Here is a 15,973-nt window from a genome sequence, read left to right as displayed (position 1 = left end):
CGTCACGACAGCCACGTGTCGTGGAACTGGAGGCGGGAGGACGAGTCGAAGGTCAGGTCGTGCACGTCCCGGGAGAGCGCGATGACGCTGGTCATCTCGAACACCGGGATCTGGTAGCCCTGTTCGAGGATGCGGCGCTGCGCGGCGGCGACGTGGGCGGCGCGGCGGGCGGGGTCGGTCGCGGCGGCCTGGGCGTCGAGATCCCGCTGGAGGGTGGTGTCGCTGATGCGGGAGAGGTTGAGCAGCTTGGAGGAGAACGCGGTGCGCAGGATGTCGGGGTCGGTGCGGGTGCCGTTGCCCCAGGCGAGGTCGTAGTCGCCGGCGCCCCGGGCCTTCTGGTAGTCGGCGATGGACAGGACGCTCAGGGTGAGCTGGATGCCGGCCTTCTTGACCTGCTGCTGGATCAGTTCGAGCGCGGACTGGTTGGGGCCGAAGTTGGTGCCGAGGATGACCTTCAGCTCCAGCCGGCGCCCGTCCTTGACGCGGATGCCGTCGTCCCCGGCGCGCCAGCCCGCCTCCTCCAGGAGGGACTTCGCGCGGGCGACGTCGTGGGCGAGGAGGGCGCGGTGGTCGCGGTAGCCGTCGGTCGTCGCGGCGAGGGAGCTGGTGGCGGGCCGGTAGCTGGGGCTGAGGACGGTGTCGACGACCTCGTCGCGGTCGACGGCGGCCTGGAGGGCGCGGCGGACGGCGGGGTCCTTGGCGACGGGGCTCGCGGTGTTGGCGCTGAGCGCCACGGGCACGCCGGGGTTGGCCCGGCCGACGACGGAGACCTTCTGCCCCTTGAGGAGGGCCTCGTCCTGGGGTGCGACGCCGGCGACCGCGTCGACCTGGCCGGAGGTGAGGCTGCCGGAGCGGACGCCGGACTCGGGGACGATCCGGAAGGTGATGCCGTCGAGGCGGGCCGCGCCCGGGCTCTTCCACAGGGAGGATCCCCAGGCGTAGTCGCCGCGCCGCTCCAGTTCGACGGAGGTGTCGGGGGTGTAGGTCTTGAGGGTGAAGGGGCCCGAGCCCACCAGGGGGCCGGTGCAGCGCTCCTCGGGGGTGCGGCGCAGCGACGCGGGGCTGAGCAGGCCCAGGCTGGGGGTGGACGTGGCCTGGAGGAACTGGGCGTTGGGCCCGTCGAAGGCCACCTCGACGGTGTGCGCGTCGACCACACGGGTCTGCCGGTAGCCCTGGAGGAATCCGGAGCCGAGGATCGAGCGGGCGCCGAGGGCGTGGACGGCGTCGAAGTTGGCCTTGACGGCCTTCGCGTCGAGGGGCGTCCCGTCGCCGAAGGTGGCGTCGGTGCGCAGCCGGAAGGTGAAGCGGGAGGCGTCCTTGCCGACCTCCCAGGAGCTCGCGATCCAGGGGACGATCCGGCCGGTCTTCGGGTCCTGGTCGGTGAGCGAGTCCACGAGGCCGCGGGTCACGTACATGGCGTCGTTGGTGGCGGCCTGGTGCGGGTCGACGCAGGTGGGGTCGGAGGAGAGGGCGAAGGTGAGGCGGCCTCCGGAGCGGGGCGCGGCGGCGTCGCCGCCGGAGCCGGCGGCGGTGCAGGCGGTGAGCGCGAACGGCAGCGCGAGGAGGAGGGCGGTGGCGAGGGCGGCGGGGCGTCTGCGCTCCGCGGGAGCGCGGGGAGGGGTCTGCGTGCGGGTGGCGGGCATGGCGGGGTGGCTCCTGTCGTGCGTTCGGGATGAGGGCGCGAGGCCCCGGGGACCGAGGGGGGTGGTGGTACGTGGGGGGGGGTGGTGCGTGGGGGGGGTACGTGGGGGGGGTGGTGTTACGTGGGGGTGCGAGGGGGATGGCGGGTGTGCGGGTGCAGGGGCGCGTTCTCAGGTGCGGCCGAAGCGGAACCCGACGCCACGCACGGTGACGATCCAGTCCGGAGCCCCCAACTTGGCCCGGATGGCGCTGACATGGGTGTCGATGGTGCGGCTGGCGCGGGCGTCGGGCGCGTAGCCGCCGCGGTAGCCCCACAGGTCGGCCATGAGCCGGGCGCGGGAGTGGACGGTGTGCGGTTCGGCGGCGAGGCGGTGCAGCAGGTCGAACTCCTTGCGGGTGAGCTTGACGAGCCGCCCGTTGAGCCGCACCTCCCGGGTCGCGGGATCGATGCAGAGCGAGCCGCGGGCCAGCACGGCCGGCGTGCGGCGGGACGACGCCTGTGCCGGGCGGGTCCGGCGGAGCACCGCCTCGATGCGGGCGATGAGTTCGCGGGGTCCGTAGGGCTTGGCGAGGCAGTCGTCGGCGCCGGCCTGGAGGCAGAGGACCCGGTCGAGTCCCCGGTCGGCGGAGGCGAAGGCGATGAGCGGGATGTCGCTCGTGGCGCGCACCGCCCGGCACACCTCCAGACCGTCGATGTCGGGTAACCGCAGATCGAGGAGAAGCAGATCGAATTCTTCGTGCATGTCGAGGGCCTCGGCCCCTGTCACGCATTTCATTGCGTCGAATCCATGGCGTTTCAGCTCGTCGCTGATGAATGAGCTTTCGGCCTGGTCGGAATCGACCACCAGTGCATGCATCAATTCCCCCGGTTCCATGCCGCGGCCGTACGACTTTGCAGCCTGGCAGTGCCTGGCGAGTCGTCACAACCCCGGGCTCGGACAATTCACAAGCCTGTAAAGACGGCGGGGAGCGGCGTCGGTGGCGCTCCCTGTCCAGCTCGGACACAGGTCAAGAGGCTAGGCACACCGTGACCTTCCGGCAGTGACCGGGGTCACAGCCTGCGGGTTCCGGAGGCCGGTCCGGGAGATTTGCAGTTCCTCTGACATTCGCTTGTCGATTTCTTTGCGCGGCCCCTCGCGTTGACTCTCGCCTCACACGTCCTTTTGCCGGTCCTGAGAATCACGGGTTGAAAACTCCGGACGGCCGGGCCGACGATATTCATGGCCGTTCGGCGGGCCGCCCGTAAAAGGCGGCGCACCGCCGGCAGGGGCCGGGAATTCCTTCACCGGTCGCACGGGAGTCGTGAGAGGAGATCCGGATGGACGCGTCCGTCGTCGTCGTGGGAGCGGGACCGGCCGGTCTGGCGCTCGCCGGGGAGCTGCGGCTGGCCGGTGCCGGCGTCGTCGTGCTGGAGCGGCTGGCCGGACCCACCGGGGAGTCCCGCGGGCTCGGGCTGACGATCCGCACGATGGAGACGTTCGACCAGCGCGGGCTGCTGCCCCGCTTCGGCGACCCGGTGACGAGCCCGCAGGGCCACTTCGGCGGCATCCCCCTGGACTTCGGCGTCCTGGACGGCGCGCACCAGGCGGCCAAGGCGGTGCCGCAGTCGCTCACCGAGCGCGTGCTGGAGTCCTGGGCCCGCGAGCTGGGCGCGGACGTCCGGCGCGGTCACACCTTCCTCGGCTTCGAGGAGGACGCCGACGGCGTCCGGGTGCGGGCCGAGGGCCCGGACGGGCCGCTGACCGTGGCGGCCCGGTACCTGGTCGGCGCCGACGGCGGCCGCAGCGCGGTCCGCAAGGCCGCCGGCTTCGACTTCCCCGGGACGGAGGCGACCACGGAACTGCTGCTCGCCGACGTCCGCGGGGTGGAGGTGCCGCCCCGGGGCATCGGAGAACTGGTCCCCGGCGGCATGGTGATGTCCGCGCCGCTGGGCGACGGCGTGCACCGCCTCATCGTCGGGGAGCGCGGCGCGCCGCCCCGGCGCCGTACCGCCCCGCCCCGCTTCGAGGAGGTCGCCGACACCTACAAGCGCCTCACCGGCCACGACATCGCGCACGCGGACCCGGTCTGGGTCAGCGCCTTCACCGACGCGGCCCGGCTGGTCACCGAGTACCGGCGCGGCCGGGTGCTCCTGACCGGGGACGCGGCCCACATCCACCTGCCGGCCGGCGGCCAGGGCATGAACACCGGCATCCAGGACGCGGTGAACCTGGGCTGGAAGCTGGCCGCCGTGCTCCACGGGCGGGCACCCGCCGCGCTCCTCGACACGTACCACTCCGAGCGGCACGCGGTGGGCCGGCGGCTGCTCGCCAACACCCAGGCCCAGAGCCTGCTGATCCTCGGCGGCGCCGAGGTGGGCCCGCTGCGCGAGGTGCTGGGCGAGCTCGTCGCGTACGAGGAGGTCGCCCGCCATCTCGCCGCCAAGGTGAGCGGCGTGGAGATCCGCTACGACGTCGGCGGCGGCACCCATCCGCTGCTCGGCGCCCGGCTGCCCGCCCTGCCGCTGACCGTCGCCGGCCGCACCACCGGCAGCGCCGAGCTGCTGCACCGGGGCCGGGGCGTCCTGCTCGACCTCGACGACAATCCGTGGCTGCGCCGCCGGGCCGCCCCCTGGAGCGACCGCGTCGACGTGGTGACCGCCGCGCCCGCGGCCCCCGCCCCGCACGGCAGCGCCGCCGTGCTCCTGCGCCCCGACGGCTACGTGGCGTGGGCGGCGCCCGGCAGCCACGACGACCTGCCGACGGCCCTGGACCGCTGGTTCGGGCCGCCGGCCGGCTCCCGCCCGTGACACCCCCGACCGGCCCGGCCCGACCCCGACCGCCCCGGCCCGGCCCGCGCACCGCCCCACCGCACCGGCTCCCGAGAGAGGTATCGATGCACAGCACCCTGATCGTCGCCCGGCTCACCGGCTCGGACGACGAAGTCGCCCGGCTCTTCGGCGCGTTCGACGCGACGGAGATGCCCCATCTGATGGGCACCCGCAGGCGTCAGCTCTTCGCCTACCGCGGCCTGTACTTCCACCTCCAGGACTTCGACGACGCCGACGGCGGCGCCCGCATCGAGGGCGCCAAGAGCGACCCGCGGTTCGTCGGGATCAGCGACGACCTGAAACCGCACATCGAGGCGTACGACCCCGCCACCTGGCGCTCCCCCGCCGACGCCATGGCCCGCCGCTTCTACCACTGGAGCGCCCGGTGAGCCGCCCCGACGACCGCAGGGTCGTCATCACCGGCATCGGGGTGACGGCGCCCGGCGCCCTCGGCACCAAGAACTTCTGGCAGCTGCTCACCGACGGCCGGACCGCCACCCGCCGGATCTCCTTCTTCGACCCGTCGCCGTTCCGCTCCCAGATCGCCGCCGAGGTCGACTTCGACGCCGAGCTGGCCGGGCTGACCCCGCACGAGATCCGGCGCACGGACCGGGCCGCGCAGTTCGCGATCGTCACCGCCCGGGAGGCCGTGGAGGACAGCGGCCTCGACCTCGGCGCCCTCGACCCGTCCCGCACCGGCGTCACCATCGGCAGCGCGGTCGGCGCGACCACCGGCCTCGACCAGGAGTACCGCACGGTCAGCGACGGCGGCCGGCTCGACGTCGTGGACGACACCTACGCGGTGCCGCACCTGTACAACTTCCTGGTCCCCAGCTCCTTCGCCACCGAGGTCGCCTGGGCGGTCGGCGCCGAGGGCCCCAGCACGGTGATCTCCACCGGCTGCACCTCCGGCCTGGACGCCGTCGGCTACGCGGCCGAAGTCATCCGCGACGGCCTCGCCGACGTCATGGTCGCCGGCGCGACCGACGCCCCCATCTCCCCCATCACCGTCGCCTGCTTCGACGCCATCAAGGCCACCACGGCCCGCAACGACGACCCCGCGCACGCCTCGCGCCCCTTCGACGCCAGCCGCAACGGCTTCGTCCTGGGCGAGGGCTGCGCCGTCTTCGTCCTGGAACGCCTCGACCGGGCCCGGGCGCGCGGCGCCCACGTCTACGCGGAGATCGCCGGCTACGCCACCCGCTCCAACGCCTTCCACATGACGGGCCTGCGCCCCGACGGACGGGAGATGGCGGAGGCGATCCGGGTCGCCCTCGACGAGGCCCGGCTCGACGCCGACGCCGTCGACTACATCAACGCGCACGGCTCCGGCACCAAGCAGAACGACCGGCACGAGACCGCCGCCTTCAAGGCGAGCCTCGGGGAGCACGCGTACCGGACCCCGGTCAGCTCCATCAAGTCGATGGTCGGGCACTCGCTCGGCGCCATCGGCTCCATCGAGATCGCCGCCTCGGCGCTCGCCATGGAGCACCACGTCGTCCCGCCGACGGCGAACCTGCACACCCCCGACCCCGAGTGCGACCTGGACTACGTGCCGCTCACCGCCCGCGACCAGCTCGTGGACGCCGTCCTCTCGGTCGGCAGCGGCTTCGGCGGCTTCCAGAGTGCCGTCGTGCTCGCCCGTCCCGACCGGAGCGTGCGATGAGCGCCCGCGCCGTGGTGACCGGCCTCGGCGTCGCCGCGCCCAACGGCCTGGGCCTGGAGGAGTACTGGTCCAACACGCTCGCCGGGCGCGGCGCCATCCGCGAGGTCACCCGCTTCGACGCCTCCTCCTATCCCTCACGGCTCGCCGGCGAGATCGGCGGGTTCGAGGCCGGCGAGCACCTGCCGAGCCGGCTGCTGCCGCAGACCGACCGGATGACCCGGCTGGCCCTGGTGAGCGCCGACTGGGCGCTCGCCGACGCCGGGGTGACGCCCGACGAGCTGCCGGACTACGCCGCCGGTGTGATCACCGCGAGCCATTCGGGCGGCTTCGAGTTCGGCCAGAACGAGCTCAAGGCGCTGTGGAGCCGGGGCGGGCAGTACGTCTCCGCGTACCAGTCCTTCGCCTGGTTCTACGCCGTGAACAGCGGCCAGATCTCCATCCGCAACAAACTGCGCGGCCCGAGCAGCGTCGTCGTCAGCGACCAGGCCGGCGGCCTGGACGCGGTGGCGCAGGCCCGCCGGCAGGTCCGCAAGGGCACCTCGCTGGTGGTCTCCGGCGCGGTCGACGCCTCCATCTGCTCCTGGGGCTGGGTCGCCCAGCAGGCCGGCGGGCGGCTGACCACGCGCGACGACCCGGAGCGTGCCTATGTGCCGTTCGACGAGGAGGCGTCGGGGCACGTGCCGGGCGAGGGCGGCGCGCTGCTGGTCGTCGAGGACGCCGAGCACGCCCGGCGGCGGGGCGCACCCCGGGTGTACGGGGAGATCGCCGGGCACGCGGCGACGATGGACCCCCGGCCGGACAGCGGCCGGCCCCCGGGGCTGCGGCGCGCGGTCGAGCTGGCCCTGGCCGACGCCGGGGCCGCGCCGGGCGACGTCGACGTCGTCTTCGCGGACGCGGCCGCCGTCCCGGAGCTGGACCGGATCGAGGCGCGGACGCTGGCCGAGGTGTTCGGGCCGCGCGGCGTCCCGGTCACCGCGCCGAAGACGATGACGGGCCGGCTCTACTCCGGTGCGGCGCCGCTCGACCTGGCCGCCGCGCTGCTCGCGATCCGCGACGGCGTGATCCCGCCGACGGTCGCCACCCGGCCCGACCCCTCCCACGACCTCGACCTGGTCACCGGCGCGCCCCGGGAGGCCCGGCTGCGGACCGCCCTCGTGCTCGCCCGCGGCCAAGGCGGCTTCAACTCCGCGCTCGTGGTCCGCGCGGTGGGCGACTGAGCGTCCGGACCCTCCGTCCGCGCCACCCCGCCACCCCCGTCCCCCCCCGTCCCGCCCCCGCGATGCGTGCCCCGACCGTCCCGCCGTCACCACCCCGTCCCGACCGCCCCTTCCCCGCACGTCCGACGAAAGGCACCCCCATGTCCACGACCTCCTTCACCCTCGACGATCTGCGCCGTGTGCTGCGCGAGGCGGCCGGCGCCGACGAGGGCGTCGACCTCGACGGCGACATCCGCGACACCGAGTTCGACGCCCTCGGCTACGAGTCCCTGGCCCTCCTGGAGACCGCCGGCCGCATCGAGCGCGAGTGGGGCATCACCCTCGACGACGACACGCTCGCCGAGGCCCGTACCCCGGGCGCGCTCGTCGACGCGGTCAACGCCCACCTGTCCGCCGCCCGCGCCGCCTGAGGGAGCACGAGATGACCCAGCAGAGCCCCGCCCCGCGCGTCGCCCTGGTCACCGGTGCCACCAGCGGCATCGGCCTCGCCGTCGCCCGGCTGCTCGCCGCCCAGGGCCACCGCGTCTTCATCGGGGCGCGCGGCGCCGGGAACGTGACGGCCACCGTGAAGGAGCTGCGCGCCGAGGGCCTCGACGTCGACGGCGCCGTCCTCGACGTGCGTTCCGCCGACGACGTGCGGGAGTTCGTGCACGCCGCGGTCGAGCGCTTCGGGCCGGTCGACGTCCTCGTCAACAACGCCGGGCGCAGCGGCGGCGGCGTCACCGCCGACCTCGCCGACGAGCTGTGGGACGACGTCATCGACACCAACCTGACCAGCGTCTTCCGGGTCACCCGGGAGGTACTGAACGCCGGCGGGCTGCGCGCCAAGGACCGCGGCCGCATCATCAACATCGCCTCCACCGCCGGCAAGCAGGGCGTCGTCCTCGGCGCGCCCTACTCCGCCTCCAAGCACGGCGTCGTCGGCTTCACCAAGGCGCTCGGCAACGAGCTCGCGCCCACCGGCATCACCGTCAACGCCGTCTGCCCCGGCTACGTCGAGACCCCGATGGCCCAGCGGGTCCGCCAGGGGTACGCCGCCGCCTACGACACCAGCGAGGACGCGATCCTCGAGAAGTTCCGGGCCAAGATCCCGCTCGGCCGCTACTCCACCCCCGAGGAGGTGGCCGGCCTGGTCGGCTACCTCGCCTCGGACACCGCCGCCTCCATCACCGCGCAGGCCCTCAACGTCTGCGGCGGCCTCGGCAACTTCTGATCCACCCGACCACCCTTTGACTCACGGGAGTTCACCATGACCGTTCGCGAGGTCGAACACGAGATCACCGTGCGGGCCGCGGCCGCGGAGGTGTACCGGCTGCTGGCCGAGGTGGAGAACTGGCCGCGCCTGTTCCCGCCGTCCGTCTACGTCGACCGCCTGGAGCGGACCGGCGACGAGGAGCGCATCCGCATCTGGGCCACCGCCAACGGCGAGGCCAAGAACTGGACCTCCCGCCGGGTCCTCGACCCCGAGGGGCTGCGCATCCGCTTCTGGCAGGAGGTCTCCTCGCCGCCGATCGCCGAGATGACCGGGACCTGGATCCTGGAGGCGGCCTCCGAGGACGAGACCCGGGTGCGGCTCCTGCACAGCTACCGCGCCATCGACGACGACCCCGACTCCCTGACCTGGATCGACCAGGCCGTCGACCGCAACAGCAGGGCGGAACTGCCCGCCCTCAAGGAGAACCTGGAGCGGGCCTCGCACGCGGACGAGCTGACCCTCTCCTTCGAGGACAGCGTCCGGGTCGACGGCGCCGCCGAGGACGTCTTCGACTTCCTCAACGAGGCCGACCGGTGGACCGAACGGCTCCCCCACGTCGCCTCGGTCGACTTCACCGAGTCCACGCCCGGCCTCCAGACCCTGCGCATGGACACCCGCACCAAGGACGGCTCCACCCACACCACGGAGTCGGTCCGGGTCGCCTTCCCCCACCACAGGATCGCCTACAAGCAGACCACGCTGCCGCCCCTGCTGGCCCTGCACACCGGGTACTGGCAGCTCACCGAGGACGCCGGCGGCGTCACCACCGCCACCTCCCAGCACACCGTGATCCTCAACGCCGACGCCATCACCGGGGTCCTCGGTCCCGACGCCGGCGTGCCCGAGGCCCGCGCCTTCATCCGGGAGGCGCTCGGCGGGAACAGCCGCGCCACCCTGGGTCTCGCCAAGCGGTACGCGGAAGAGCGGCGCTGACCATGGCCGCCCTCCCCCGCCCCGCTCCCCCGTACGCCGGCGCGCCGGAGCGGACCGACGTCATCGTGGTCGGCGCCGGCCCGGTGGGCCTGCTGCTCGCCGGGGACCTGCGCCGGGCCGGTGTCCGCGTCACGGTCCTCGAACAGCTCGCCGCGCCGGTCACCGAGTCCCGCGCCTCCACCCTGCACACCCGCACCATGGAACTCCTCGCCGAGCGGGGGCTGCTCGCCCGGCTCGGCCCGCTGCCGCCGGGCGGCCCCGGCCACTTCGGGGGCCTGCCGCTCGACCTGCGGGCCGCCGCCCCCGGCCATCCGTACGCCGGCCAGTTCAAGTGCCCGCAGCCACGCCTCGAAGCGGCCCTGGGCGCCTGGGCGACGGGGCTCGGCGCCCAGGTGCGGCGCGGGCACGCGGTCACCGGGCTGCGCCAGTACCCGGACCGGGTCGTCGTGAGCGGCATCGCGCTCGGCTCCGGGCCGCGGCGGTTCGCCGCCTCGTACGTCGTCGGCTGCGACGGCGAGCGCAGCACCGTGCGCCAGCTGGCCGGCTTCGACTTCCCCGGCGACGATCCGACGCTGGAGATGTTCCGTGCGGACGTGGCGGGCATCGGGGTGCCCAACCGGCGCTTCGAGCGCCGGCCGAACGGCCTGGCGACCGCCCACCGGTGGCCCGACGGCACGACCCGGATCATGGTGCACGTCCATGGCGCCGCGCCCGTCCCCCGGACCGGGCCGCCGTCCTTCGACGAGGTCGCCGCCGCCTGGGCGAAGGTCACCGGCGAGTCCATCGGGCACGGCACCCCGCTGTGGCTCGACGCCTTCGACGACACCAGCCGCCAGGCCGCCCGGTACGTCAAGGGCCGGGTGGTCCTCGCGGGCGACGCGGCCCATGTGCAGATGCCCGTCGGCGGGCAGGCCCTCAACCTCGGGCTCCAGGACGCCGCGGCCCTCGGGCACCGGCTCGCCGGCCACATCGCCGGCCGGACCGCCGGGGCGGGCCTGGAGGAGTACGAGCGGCTCCGCCACCGCGTCGGCGCCCGCACCCTCACCGGCATCCGGGCCCAGTCCCGGCTCCTGCTCGGCGGGCCGGAGGTGGAGGGGCTGCGGACCGTCATGGCCGAGCTTCTCGACCTCGACTCGGCCGCCGGCTACCTCGCCCGCATCATCAGCGGCGTCGATCACGCTCCCGACGCCGCCACCCGACCGGACCACCGCACGGACGAAGGAGTTGCCGCATGACCCGGCTCACCGGCAGGACCGCGCTCGTCACCGGCTCCAGCCGCGGCATCGGCCGCGCCATCGCCGTCCGCCTGGCCCGCGAGGGCGCGCTGGTCGCCGTGCACTACGCGGGGAACGAGGCCGCGGCCGAGGAGACCCTGCGGCTCATCGAGAAGGACGGCGGGCGCGGTTTCACCGTCCGGGCCGAGCTCGGCGTCCCGGGCGACGTGCACGCGCTCTTCCTCGGCCTGGAGGAGGGGCTGAAGGAACGGACCGGCGCCACCACGCTGGACATCGTCGTCAACAACGCCGGCGAGACCAGCCAGAGCGGCGTCGCCTTCGAGGACGTCACCCCGGAGCAGTTCGACCGCTTCTTCGCCGTCAACGCCCGCGCCCCGTACTTCCTCCTCCAGCGGGCCCTGCCGCAGATCCCCGAGGGCGGGCGCGTCATCAACATCTCGTCGGGCCTCACCCGGGTCGCCAACCCCGACCAGGTCGCCTACGCGATGACGAAGGGCGCCATCGAGCAGCTGACCCTGCACCTGGCCCGGCAGCTCGCCCCGCGGGGCATCACCATCAACACCGTCGCGCCCGGCATCACCGACAACGGCAGCGCCGTCTTCGGCATCCCGGAGGCGGTCGAGGAGATGGCGGCGCTCTCCGCCTTCGGCCGGGTCGGCGCGGCCGGCGACGTCGCCGACGTCGTCACCTTCCTCGCCACCGACGAGGCCCGCTGGATCACCGGGTCCTTCGTCGACGCCAGCGGCGGGACGCTCCTCGGATGACGCCGCCGACCCCGCCCGCACCGGAGGAACAGACCACCGTGGACGTCGGACTCCTCTTCGACCTGCGCAATCCCGACGCGTGGCACCGCCCCCGGGCCGGGCACTACGCGCAGACCCTGGAGTTGTGCGAGGAGGCCGACCGGCGTGGAATCGGCGGCCTCTGGTTCACCGAGCACCACCTCTTCGAGGACGGCTACCTCCCGCAGCCGCTGACCTTCGCCGCCGCGGTCGCGGCCCGCACCCGCCGGGCCAGGATCGGCACCTCGGTCGTCCTCCCGGCGCTCCACCACCCGGTGGACCTCGCCGAACAGGCGGCCCTGGTCGACCTGATCAGCGGCGGCCGACTCGAACTGGGCCTCGGGGCCGGCTACCGGCGGCCCGAATACGCCCTGTACGGAGCCGAGTTCGGGCGCCGCTTCCAGCACACCGAGCGGAACATCGCCGAGATCCTGCGGCTGTGGCGGGAGCGGGAGATCACCCCGGCCCCGATCCAGGACCCGCCGCCGGTCTGGGGCGGCTTCTACGGACCGCGCGGTGCCCGCATCGCCGGCCGGCTCGGCCTCGGCCTGCTGCACATCAACCCCACCGTCCACGAGCACTACGTGAAGGGGCTGGCGGAGGGCGGGCACCCGCCGGAGACGGCCCGGGTCTCCGACCTGCTGCCGATCATCCTGTCCAGCGACCCGGAGGCCGCCTGGGCGCGGGTCGGACCGCACCTGCTGCACCAGGTCAACTCGTACCGGCAGGGCGCCCTCCAGGGGACGGGGCTCGACGGACCGCCGCCGCTGACGCTGGAGGACCTGCGCGACCCGGACGCCACGGACACCCGGGGCCTCCTCGACATCCTCACGCCCGAGGACGCCGCCGCCCGGATCAAGGAACTCACGGCGGGGCTGCCGGTGCGCCACCTCATCTTCTGGGCGAGCATCGCCGGCATGCCCGACGACCTGGTCGAGGAGAACGTCGGGCTGATCACGGAGAAACTGCCCCCGCTCCTCGCCGCCGCTCCCGTCGCCGGCGCCGCCGGTCCCGGACCGCGGTGAGCGGCGGCGCCACGGCGAAGGCCACCGGGGCTCCCCCGGCGCGGGACGGCTGGGACGTGCGGCACCGGGCGGTCCTGCTGGTGCTCTCCGCCAACATGATCCTCGACGCCGTCGAGGTCTCGGTGGTCCTGGTGGCGCTGCCCGCGATCCGGGCGGAACTGGGCCTGTCGCCGCTGACCGTCCAGTGGCTGATGAGCGGGTTCGCCCTCGGGTTCGCCGTCGCCCTGCTCACGGGCGTCCGGCTCGTGGCGCGGCTCGGCACCCGGCGGGTGTACCTGGCGGCCATGCTCGGCTTCGCCGTGGCGTCGGTGGCCGGCGGTCTGCTCGACGACCCCGCGCTGCTCGTCGCCACCCGGGTGGTCAAGGGCGTGTGCGCGGCGCTGACGGCCCCGGCGGGGCTCGCCATCATCGCCACCGCCTTCCCGGAGGGACCCCGCCGGCAGCGCGCCGTGTCCGTCTACTCCCTGTGCGGGGCGGCCGGGTTCACGGCGGGGCTGCTGCTGTCGGGGGCGCTGCTGGCGGCCGACTGGCGCTGGACCCTGGCGTTCCCGGCGCCGCTGGCGCTGCTGGTGCTGGTGCCCGCGCTGCGGGTGCTGCCGCGCGACCGGAGTGCCGGGGCTCCGGTCCGGCCCTCCGGGGCGGTGCTGCGGCCGCTGCGCGACGGACGGCTGCTGCGCGCGGCGGTGGGGGCGGCGACGCTCAACGGCACGTATCACAGCGTGCTCTTCCTGATCACCCTGCACGGCCAGGAACGGCTGGGCTGGTCGCCGTGGCTCAACGCGCTCGCGCTGCTTCCCGCGTGCGTGCCGCTCGCCGTGACGGTGCCGTTCGCCGGGCGGCTGACGGCCCGCTGGGACGCCGGGCGGCTGATCGCGCTCGGCGCCGCCGCGCCGCTCGCCGGGTACGCCCTGCTCCTGGTGCGGCCGGAGCTCTCCCCGTACGCGACCGGGGTCCTCCCGGTGCTCCTGCTCGTCGGGGCGGGGTTCGTCCTGTCCTTCGCCCCGCTCAACATGCGGGCCGCCTCGGCCGGTCCGGCCGAGGACCGGCCGGCGGCCGTCCGCGCCTACCAGTCCGCCGTCCAGCTCGGCGCCGTGGTGCTGCTGCCGGCGACCGGCGCGCTCCTCGCCGCCGGGCCGGGCGGACGGCCCGTCTCCGCCCTGCTGACCGTCGCCGCCGCCGTCGGCCTGGCGGCGGCCCTGCCCTCGCTCCTCCCCTCCTCCCGAAAGGCCCGACCATGACCGCTTCCCCTCCCCCGCTCACCGTGGCCGTCATCACGGCCAGCGTCCGCGACGGGCGGCTCGGCCCCGCCCTCGCCGGCTGGTTCGCCGCCCGGGCCCAGGCCCGGCCCGGCCTGGCCGTCGAGACCGTCGACCTGCGGGAGGTGCCGCTGCCGCTGAACCTGCCCGAGCCCGGCCAGGAGCCGCCCGCCGAGATCGCCGCCATCCGGGACGACCTGCGCTCCGTGCTGGACGGCGCGGACGCCTTCGTGGTGGTGACCCCCGAGTACAACCACAGCTTCCCGGCCTCGCTGAAGAACGTCCTCGACTGGTTCCTCACCGAATGGGCGGCCAAGCCCGTCGGGTTCGTCTCCTACGGGGGCCTGGCGGGCGGGCTGCGCGCCGTGGAGCAGCTGCGTCAGGTCTTCGCCGAGCTGCACGCCGTGACGGTACGGGAGACGGTCAGCTTCCACACGGCGTGGGAGCGGCTGGACGCCGACGGGCGGGTCCTCGACGACAAGGCGGCGGACGCCGCGGCGGTCACCCTCCTCGACCAGCTGGAGTGGTGGGGGCGGGCGCTGCGGACGGCCCGGCGGGAGCACCCCTATGGGGCGTGACACGCCGGTCGCGCCCGCGGGGCCCGACCTCGGCCGGCCGGACGCGCGCGCCGTCTTCGTGACGCAGTGGTACGTGCCGGACCGTGCGGCGGGGACACGGCTGCTCGACGAGGTCGCGGACGCCTGGCGCGCCGCGGACCCGCCGGACGGTCTGCTGGCCTTCCACGCCCACCTCAGCACGGACGGCGACACGGTCCTCGCCTACGCGCAGGCGCGGGACCCGGACGCCTACCGGCCCTTCGTGCGGTCGCTGCGCGGGGCCGCCCGCGCCGAGCCGGTCGAGTACCGGCTGCGCCGGGGTGTCGTCCTCGCGTCCTCGGCCCGCCCGCCGGGGTGCGCGGTGGTGGCGACCTTCGACGTCGACGGCGCCGAGCGGCAGGACCGGATCATCGAGTCCGTCGTCGGCGCGCTCGACGGCGCCCCCGCCGACCAGCACCGAGGCATGCTGAGCGCCCACTTCCACACCAGCACGGACGGCAGCCGCGTCCTCAACTACGCGCGGTGGACGAGCGACGAGGCCCACGAGGCGTTCCTGGCGGGCGCCACCCGGAGGGCCACGCTGCGGGCCACCGGGGCGACCCCCGGCGTGCGCCCCATCGGCTTCAAGCGGTACCACCTGCATCACGCCATCGACCTCGGCCGGTCCCGTACCGGTCGCGACAGGAGCACCTCATGACCTTTCTGGTGACCGGAGTCCGCGGCCGCGTGGGAGCCTCCGTGCTGCGCCGGCTGCGGGCCGCCGCGGTGGACGCGCGGGGCGCGAGCGGCGCCCCGGGGGCGGCCGGGCCGGTGTCCGGGGAGGCGCCGGTCCACCTCGATCTGGGGGTGCCGGAGACCTTCGCCCCGGCGCTCGACGGGATACGCAAGGTGTTCCTGTACGCGCGTCCCGACACCGCCGAGCGGTTCGCCCGGGAGGCGGTGGCGGCGGGTGTCGAGCACGTCGTGCTCTTCTCGTCGCTGGCCATCGACGAGGACGGGGCGGAGCACAGCCCGATCGCCCGGCTGCACCGGGGCGCGGAGGACGCGCTGCGGGCGTCGGGGCTCGACTGGACGTTCCTGCGGGCGGGGGCGCTTGCCTCCAACGCGCTCCAGTGGGCGGATCCGATCCGTGCGGGCCGGGGCGTGCGGGTGGCCTATCCGGAGACGTACAGCGAGCCCGTCCACGAGGAGGACGTCGCCGAGGTGGGCGTCCGGGCGCTGCTGGACGACGCCCATCGCGGGGAGGTGCTGCGGATCACCGGGCCCGAGTCGCTGTCGGCGCGGCAGCAGGCGGAGCTGATCGCGGCGGCGGCCGGGGTCGGCGTGCCGGTGGAGCGGGTCGCGCGCGCCGAGCACCGGGCGGTCCTGACGACGGTGCTGCCGGAGCCGGTCGCGGACTTCCTGCTGGACTTCCAGCGCGAGCGGGACGGCCTTCCGGGGACGCCGCTGCCGGACGCGGAGCGGGTGCTCGGCCGGGGCGCGGCGCCGTTCGCGCAGTGGGCCCGGGAGCACGCGGCGGCGTTCCGCTGACGGCCGGGCCGGTGGCGCCGGCCCCGTGTACCGCGACGGCGCGGTCCCCCTCGTGCGGGAGGGGGAC

The 15,973-nt window shown here is 74.8% G+C and carries 14 protein-coding genes and 1 pseudogene; 13 read left to right on the top strand and 2 right to left on the bottom strand.

What is annotated here, in order from left to right; genetic code table 11:
- Positions 1-2: 2 nt before the first annotated feature.
- Positions 3-1,643 carry an ABC transporter substrate-binding protein gene (locus tag ACFVU3_RS10710; protein WP_390065497.1) on the bottom strand — a complete coding sequence of 547 codons (1,641 nt, stop codon included), beginning with the start codon at positions 1,641-1,643 and terminating at the stop codon, positions 3-5.
- Positions 1,644-1,811: 168 nt separating this feature from the next.
- Positions 1,812-2,498, bottom strand: a complete 687-nt coding sequence (locus tag ACFVU3_RS10705; protein ID WP_390065495.1) for a response regulator transcription factor — start codon at positions 2,496-2,498, stop codon at positions 1,812-1,814.
- 461 nt (positions 2,499-2,959) lie between these two features.
- Here ACFVU3_RS10705 and ACFVU3_RS10700 point away from each other — a divergent pair, with 461 nt between their 5' ends.
- From ACFVU3_RS10700 to ACFVU3_RS10640, 13 genes and pseudogenes are all read left to right on the top strand, one after another.
- Entirely contained in the window at positions 2,960-4,429 is a 1,470-nt protein-coding gene (locus tag ACFVU3_RS10700) for an FAD-dependent monooxygenase (protein WP_390065493.1), read from the top strand.
- An 86-nt stretch (positions 4,430-4,515) separates the two neighbouring features.
- Positions 4,516-4,839, top strand: a complete 324-nt coding sequence (locus ACFVU3_RS10695; protein WP_390065491.1) for a TcmI family type II polyketide cyclase — start codon at positions 4,516-4,518, stop codon at positions 4,837-4,839.
- The gene (locus ACFVU3_RS10690; protein ID WP_390065489.1) at positions 4,836-6,116 is read left to right on the top strand and encodes a beta-ketoacyl-[acyl-carrier-protein] synthase family protein; all 1,281 of its coding nucleotides are present in this window, start codon (positions 4,836-4,838) and stop codon (positions 6,114-6,116) included. The genes ACFVU3_RS10695 and ACFVU3_RS10690 overlap by 4 nt, the downstream gene beginning before the upstream one ends.
- The gene (locus tag ACFVU3_RS10685) at positions 6,113-7,333 is read left to right on the top strand and encodes a ketosynthase chain-length factor (RefSeq protein WP_390065487.1); all 1,221 of its coding nucleotides are present in this window, start codon (positions 6,113-6,115) and stop codon (positions 7,331-7,333) included. Before ACFVU3_RS10690 ends, ACFVU3_RS10685 begins: the two co-directional genes overlap by 4 nt.
- Before the next feature lie 140 nt (positions 7,334-7,473).
- The gene (locus tag ACFVU3_RS10680; protein WP_390065485.1) at positions 7,474-7,743 is read left to right on the top strand and encodes an acyl carrier protein; all 270 of its coding nucleotides are present in this window, start codon (positions 7,474-7,476) and stop codon (positions 7,741-7,743) included.
- 11 nt (positions 7,744-7,754) lie between these two features.
- Entirely contained in the window at positions 7,755-8,546 is a 792-nt protein-coding gene (gene fabG, locus ACFVU3_RS10675; RefSeq protein ID WP_390065483.1) for a 3-oxoacyl-ACP reductase FabG, read from the top strand.
- A 36-nt stretch (positions 8,547-8,582) separates the two neighbouring features.
- A complete protein-coding gene (locus ACFVU3_RS10670) occupies positions 8,583-9,521 on the top strand; it encodes an aromatase/cyclase (protein ID WP_390065482.1) in 939 nt (312 codons plus the stop codon).
- A gap of 2 nt (positions 9,522-9,523) precedes the next feature.
- A pseudogene (locus tag ACFVU3_RS10665) lies at positions 9,524-11,520 on the top strand (SDR family oxidoreductase).
- A complete protein-coding gene (locus ACFVU3_RS10660) occupies positions 11,517-12,563 on the top strand; it encodes an LLM class flavin-dependent oxidoreductase (protein WP_390065480.1) in 1,047 nt (348 codons plus the stop codon). Before ACFVU3_RS10665 ends, ACFVU3_RS10660 begins: the two are co-directional and overlap by 4 nt.
- Entirely contained in the window at positions 12,560-13,801 is a 1,242-nt protein-coding gene (locus tag ACFVU3_RS10655) for an MFS transporter (protein ID WP_390065479.1), read from the top strand. Before ACFVU3_RS10660 ends, ACFVU3_RS10655 begins: the two co-directional genes overlap by 4 nt.
- Positions 13,798-14,397, top strand: coding sequence for an NADPH-dependent FMN reductase (locus ACFVU3_RS10650; RefSeq protein ID WP_390065478.1), 600 nt, complete (start codon positions 13,798-13,800; stop codon positions 14,395-14,397). The genes ACFVU3_RS10655 and ACFVU3_RS10650 overlap by 4 nt, the downstream gene beginning before the upstream one ends.
- Positions 14,387-15,073 (top strand): antibiotic biosynthesis monooxygenase family protein, encoded by a 687-nt coding sequence (locus ACFVU3_RS10645; RefSeq protein WP_390065476.1) that lies wholly within the window; start codon positions 14,387-14,389, stop codon positions 15,071-15,073. Before ACFVU3_RS10650 ends, ACFVU3_RS10645 begins: the two co-directional genes overlap by 11 nt.
- Positions 15,070-15,906 carry an SDR family oxidoreductase gene (locus ACFVU3_RS10640; RefSeq protein ID WP_390065475.1) on the top strand — a complete coding sequence of 279 codons (837 nt, stop codon included), beginning with the start codon at positions 15,070-15,072 and terminating at the stop codon, positions 15,904-15,906. The genes ACFVU3_RS10645 and ACFVU3_RS10640 overlap by 4 nt, the downstream gene beginning before the upstream one ends.
- Positions 15,907-15,973 lie beyond the last annotated feature (67 nt).

It is taken from the genome of Streptomyces sp. NPDC058052, from assembly GCF_042885515.1.
Classification (GTDB): Bacteria; Actinomycetota; Actinomycetes; order Streptomycetales; family Streptomycetaceae; genus Streptomyces.
Note: the sequence above shows the minus strand (reverse complement) of the source record. Positions and strands in the feature narration are given on the sequence as shown.

Bases quoted from the DNA above. Each gene is read 5' to 3' on its own strand.
- ACFVU3_RS10710 (WP_390065497.1), bottom strand. From the start codon at position 1,643: ATGCCCGCCACCCGCACGCAGACCCCTCCCCGCGCTCCCGCGGAGCGC.
- ACFVU3_RS10705 (WP_390065495.1), bottom strand. From the start codon at position 2,498: ATGCATGCACTGGTGGTCGATTCCGACCAGGCCGAAAGCTCATTCATC.
- ACFVU3_RS10700 (WP_390065493.1), top strand. From the start codon at position 2,960: ATGGACGCGTCCGTCGTCGTCGTGGGAGCGGGACCGGCCGGTCTGGCG.
- ACFVU3_RS10695 (WP_390065491.1), top strand. From the start codon at position 4,516: ATGCACAGCACCCTGATCGTCGCCCGGCTCACCGGCTCGGACGACGAA.
- ACFVU3_RS10685 (WP_390065487.1), top strand. From the start codon at position 6,113: ATGAGCGCCCGCGCCGTGGTGACCGGCCTCGGCGTCGCCGCGCCCAAC.
- ACFVU3_RS10680 (WP_390065485.1), top strand. From the start codon at position 7,474: ATGTCCACGACCTCCTTCACCCTCGACGATCTGCGCCGTGTGCTGCGC.
- fabG (WP_390065483.1), top strand. From the start codon at position 7,755: ATGACCCAGCAGAGCCCCGCCCCGCGCGTCGCCCTGGTCACCGGTGCC.
- ACFVU3_RS10670 (WP_390065482.1), top strand. From the start codon at position 8,583: ATGACCGTTCGCGAGGTCGAACACGAGATCACCGTGCGGGCCGCGGCC.
- ACFVU3_RS10660 (WP_390065480.1), top strand. From the start codon at position 11,517: ATGACGCCGCCGACCCCGCCCGCACCGGAGGAACAGACCACCGTGGAC.
- ACFVU3_RS10650 (WP_390065478.1), top strand. From the start codon at position 13,798: ATGACCGCTTCCCCTCCCCCGCTCACCGTGGCCGTCATCACGGCCAGC.
- ACFVU3_RS10645 (WP_390065476.1), top strand. From the start codon at position 14,387: ATGGGGCGTGACACGCCGGTCGCGCCCGCGGGGCCCGACCTCGGCCGG.
- ACFVU3_RS10640 (WP_390065475.1), top strand. From the start codon at position 15,070: ATGACCTTTCTGGTGACCGGAGTCCGCGGCCGCGTGGGAGCCTCCGTG.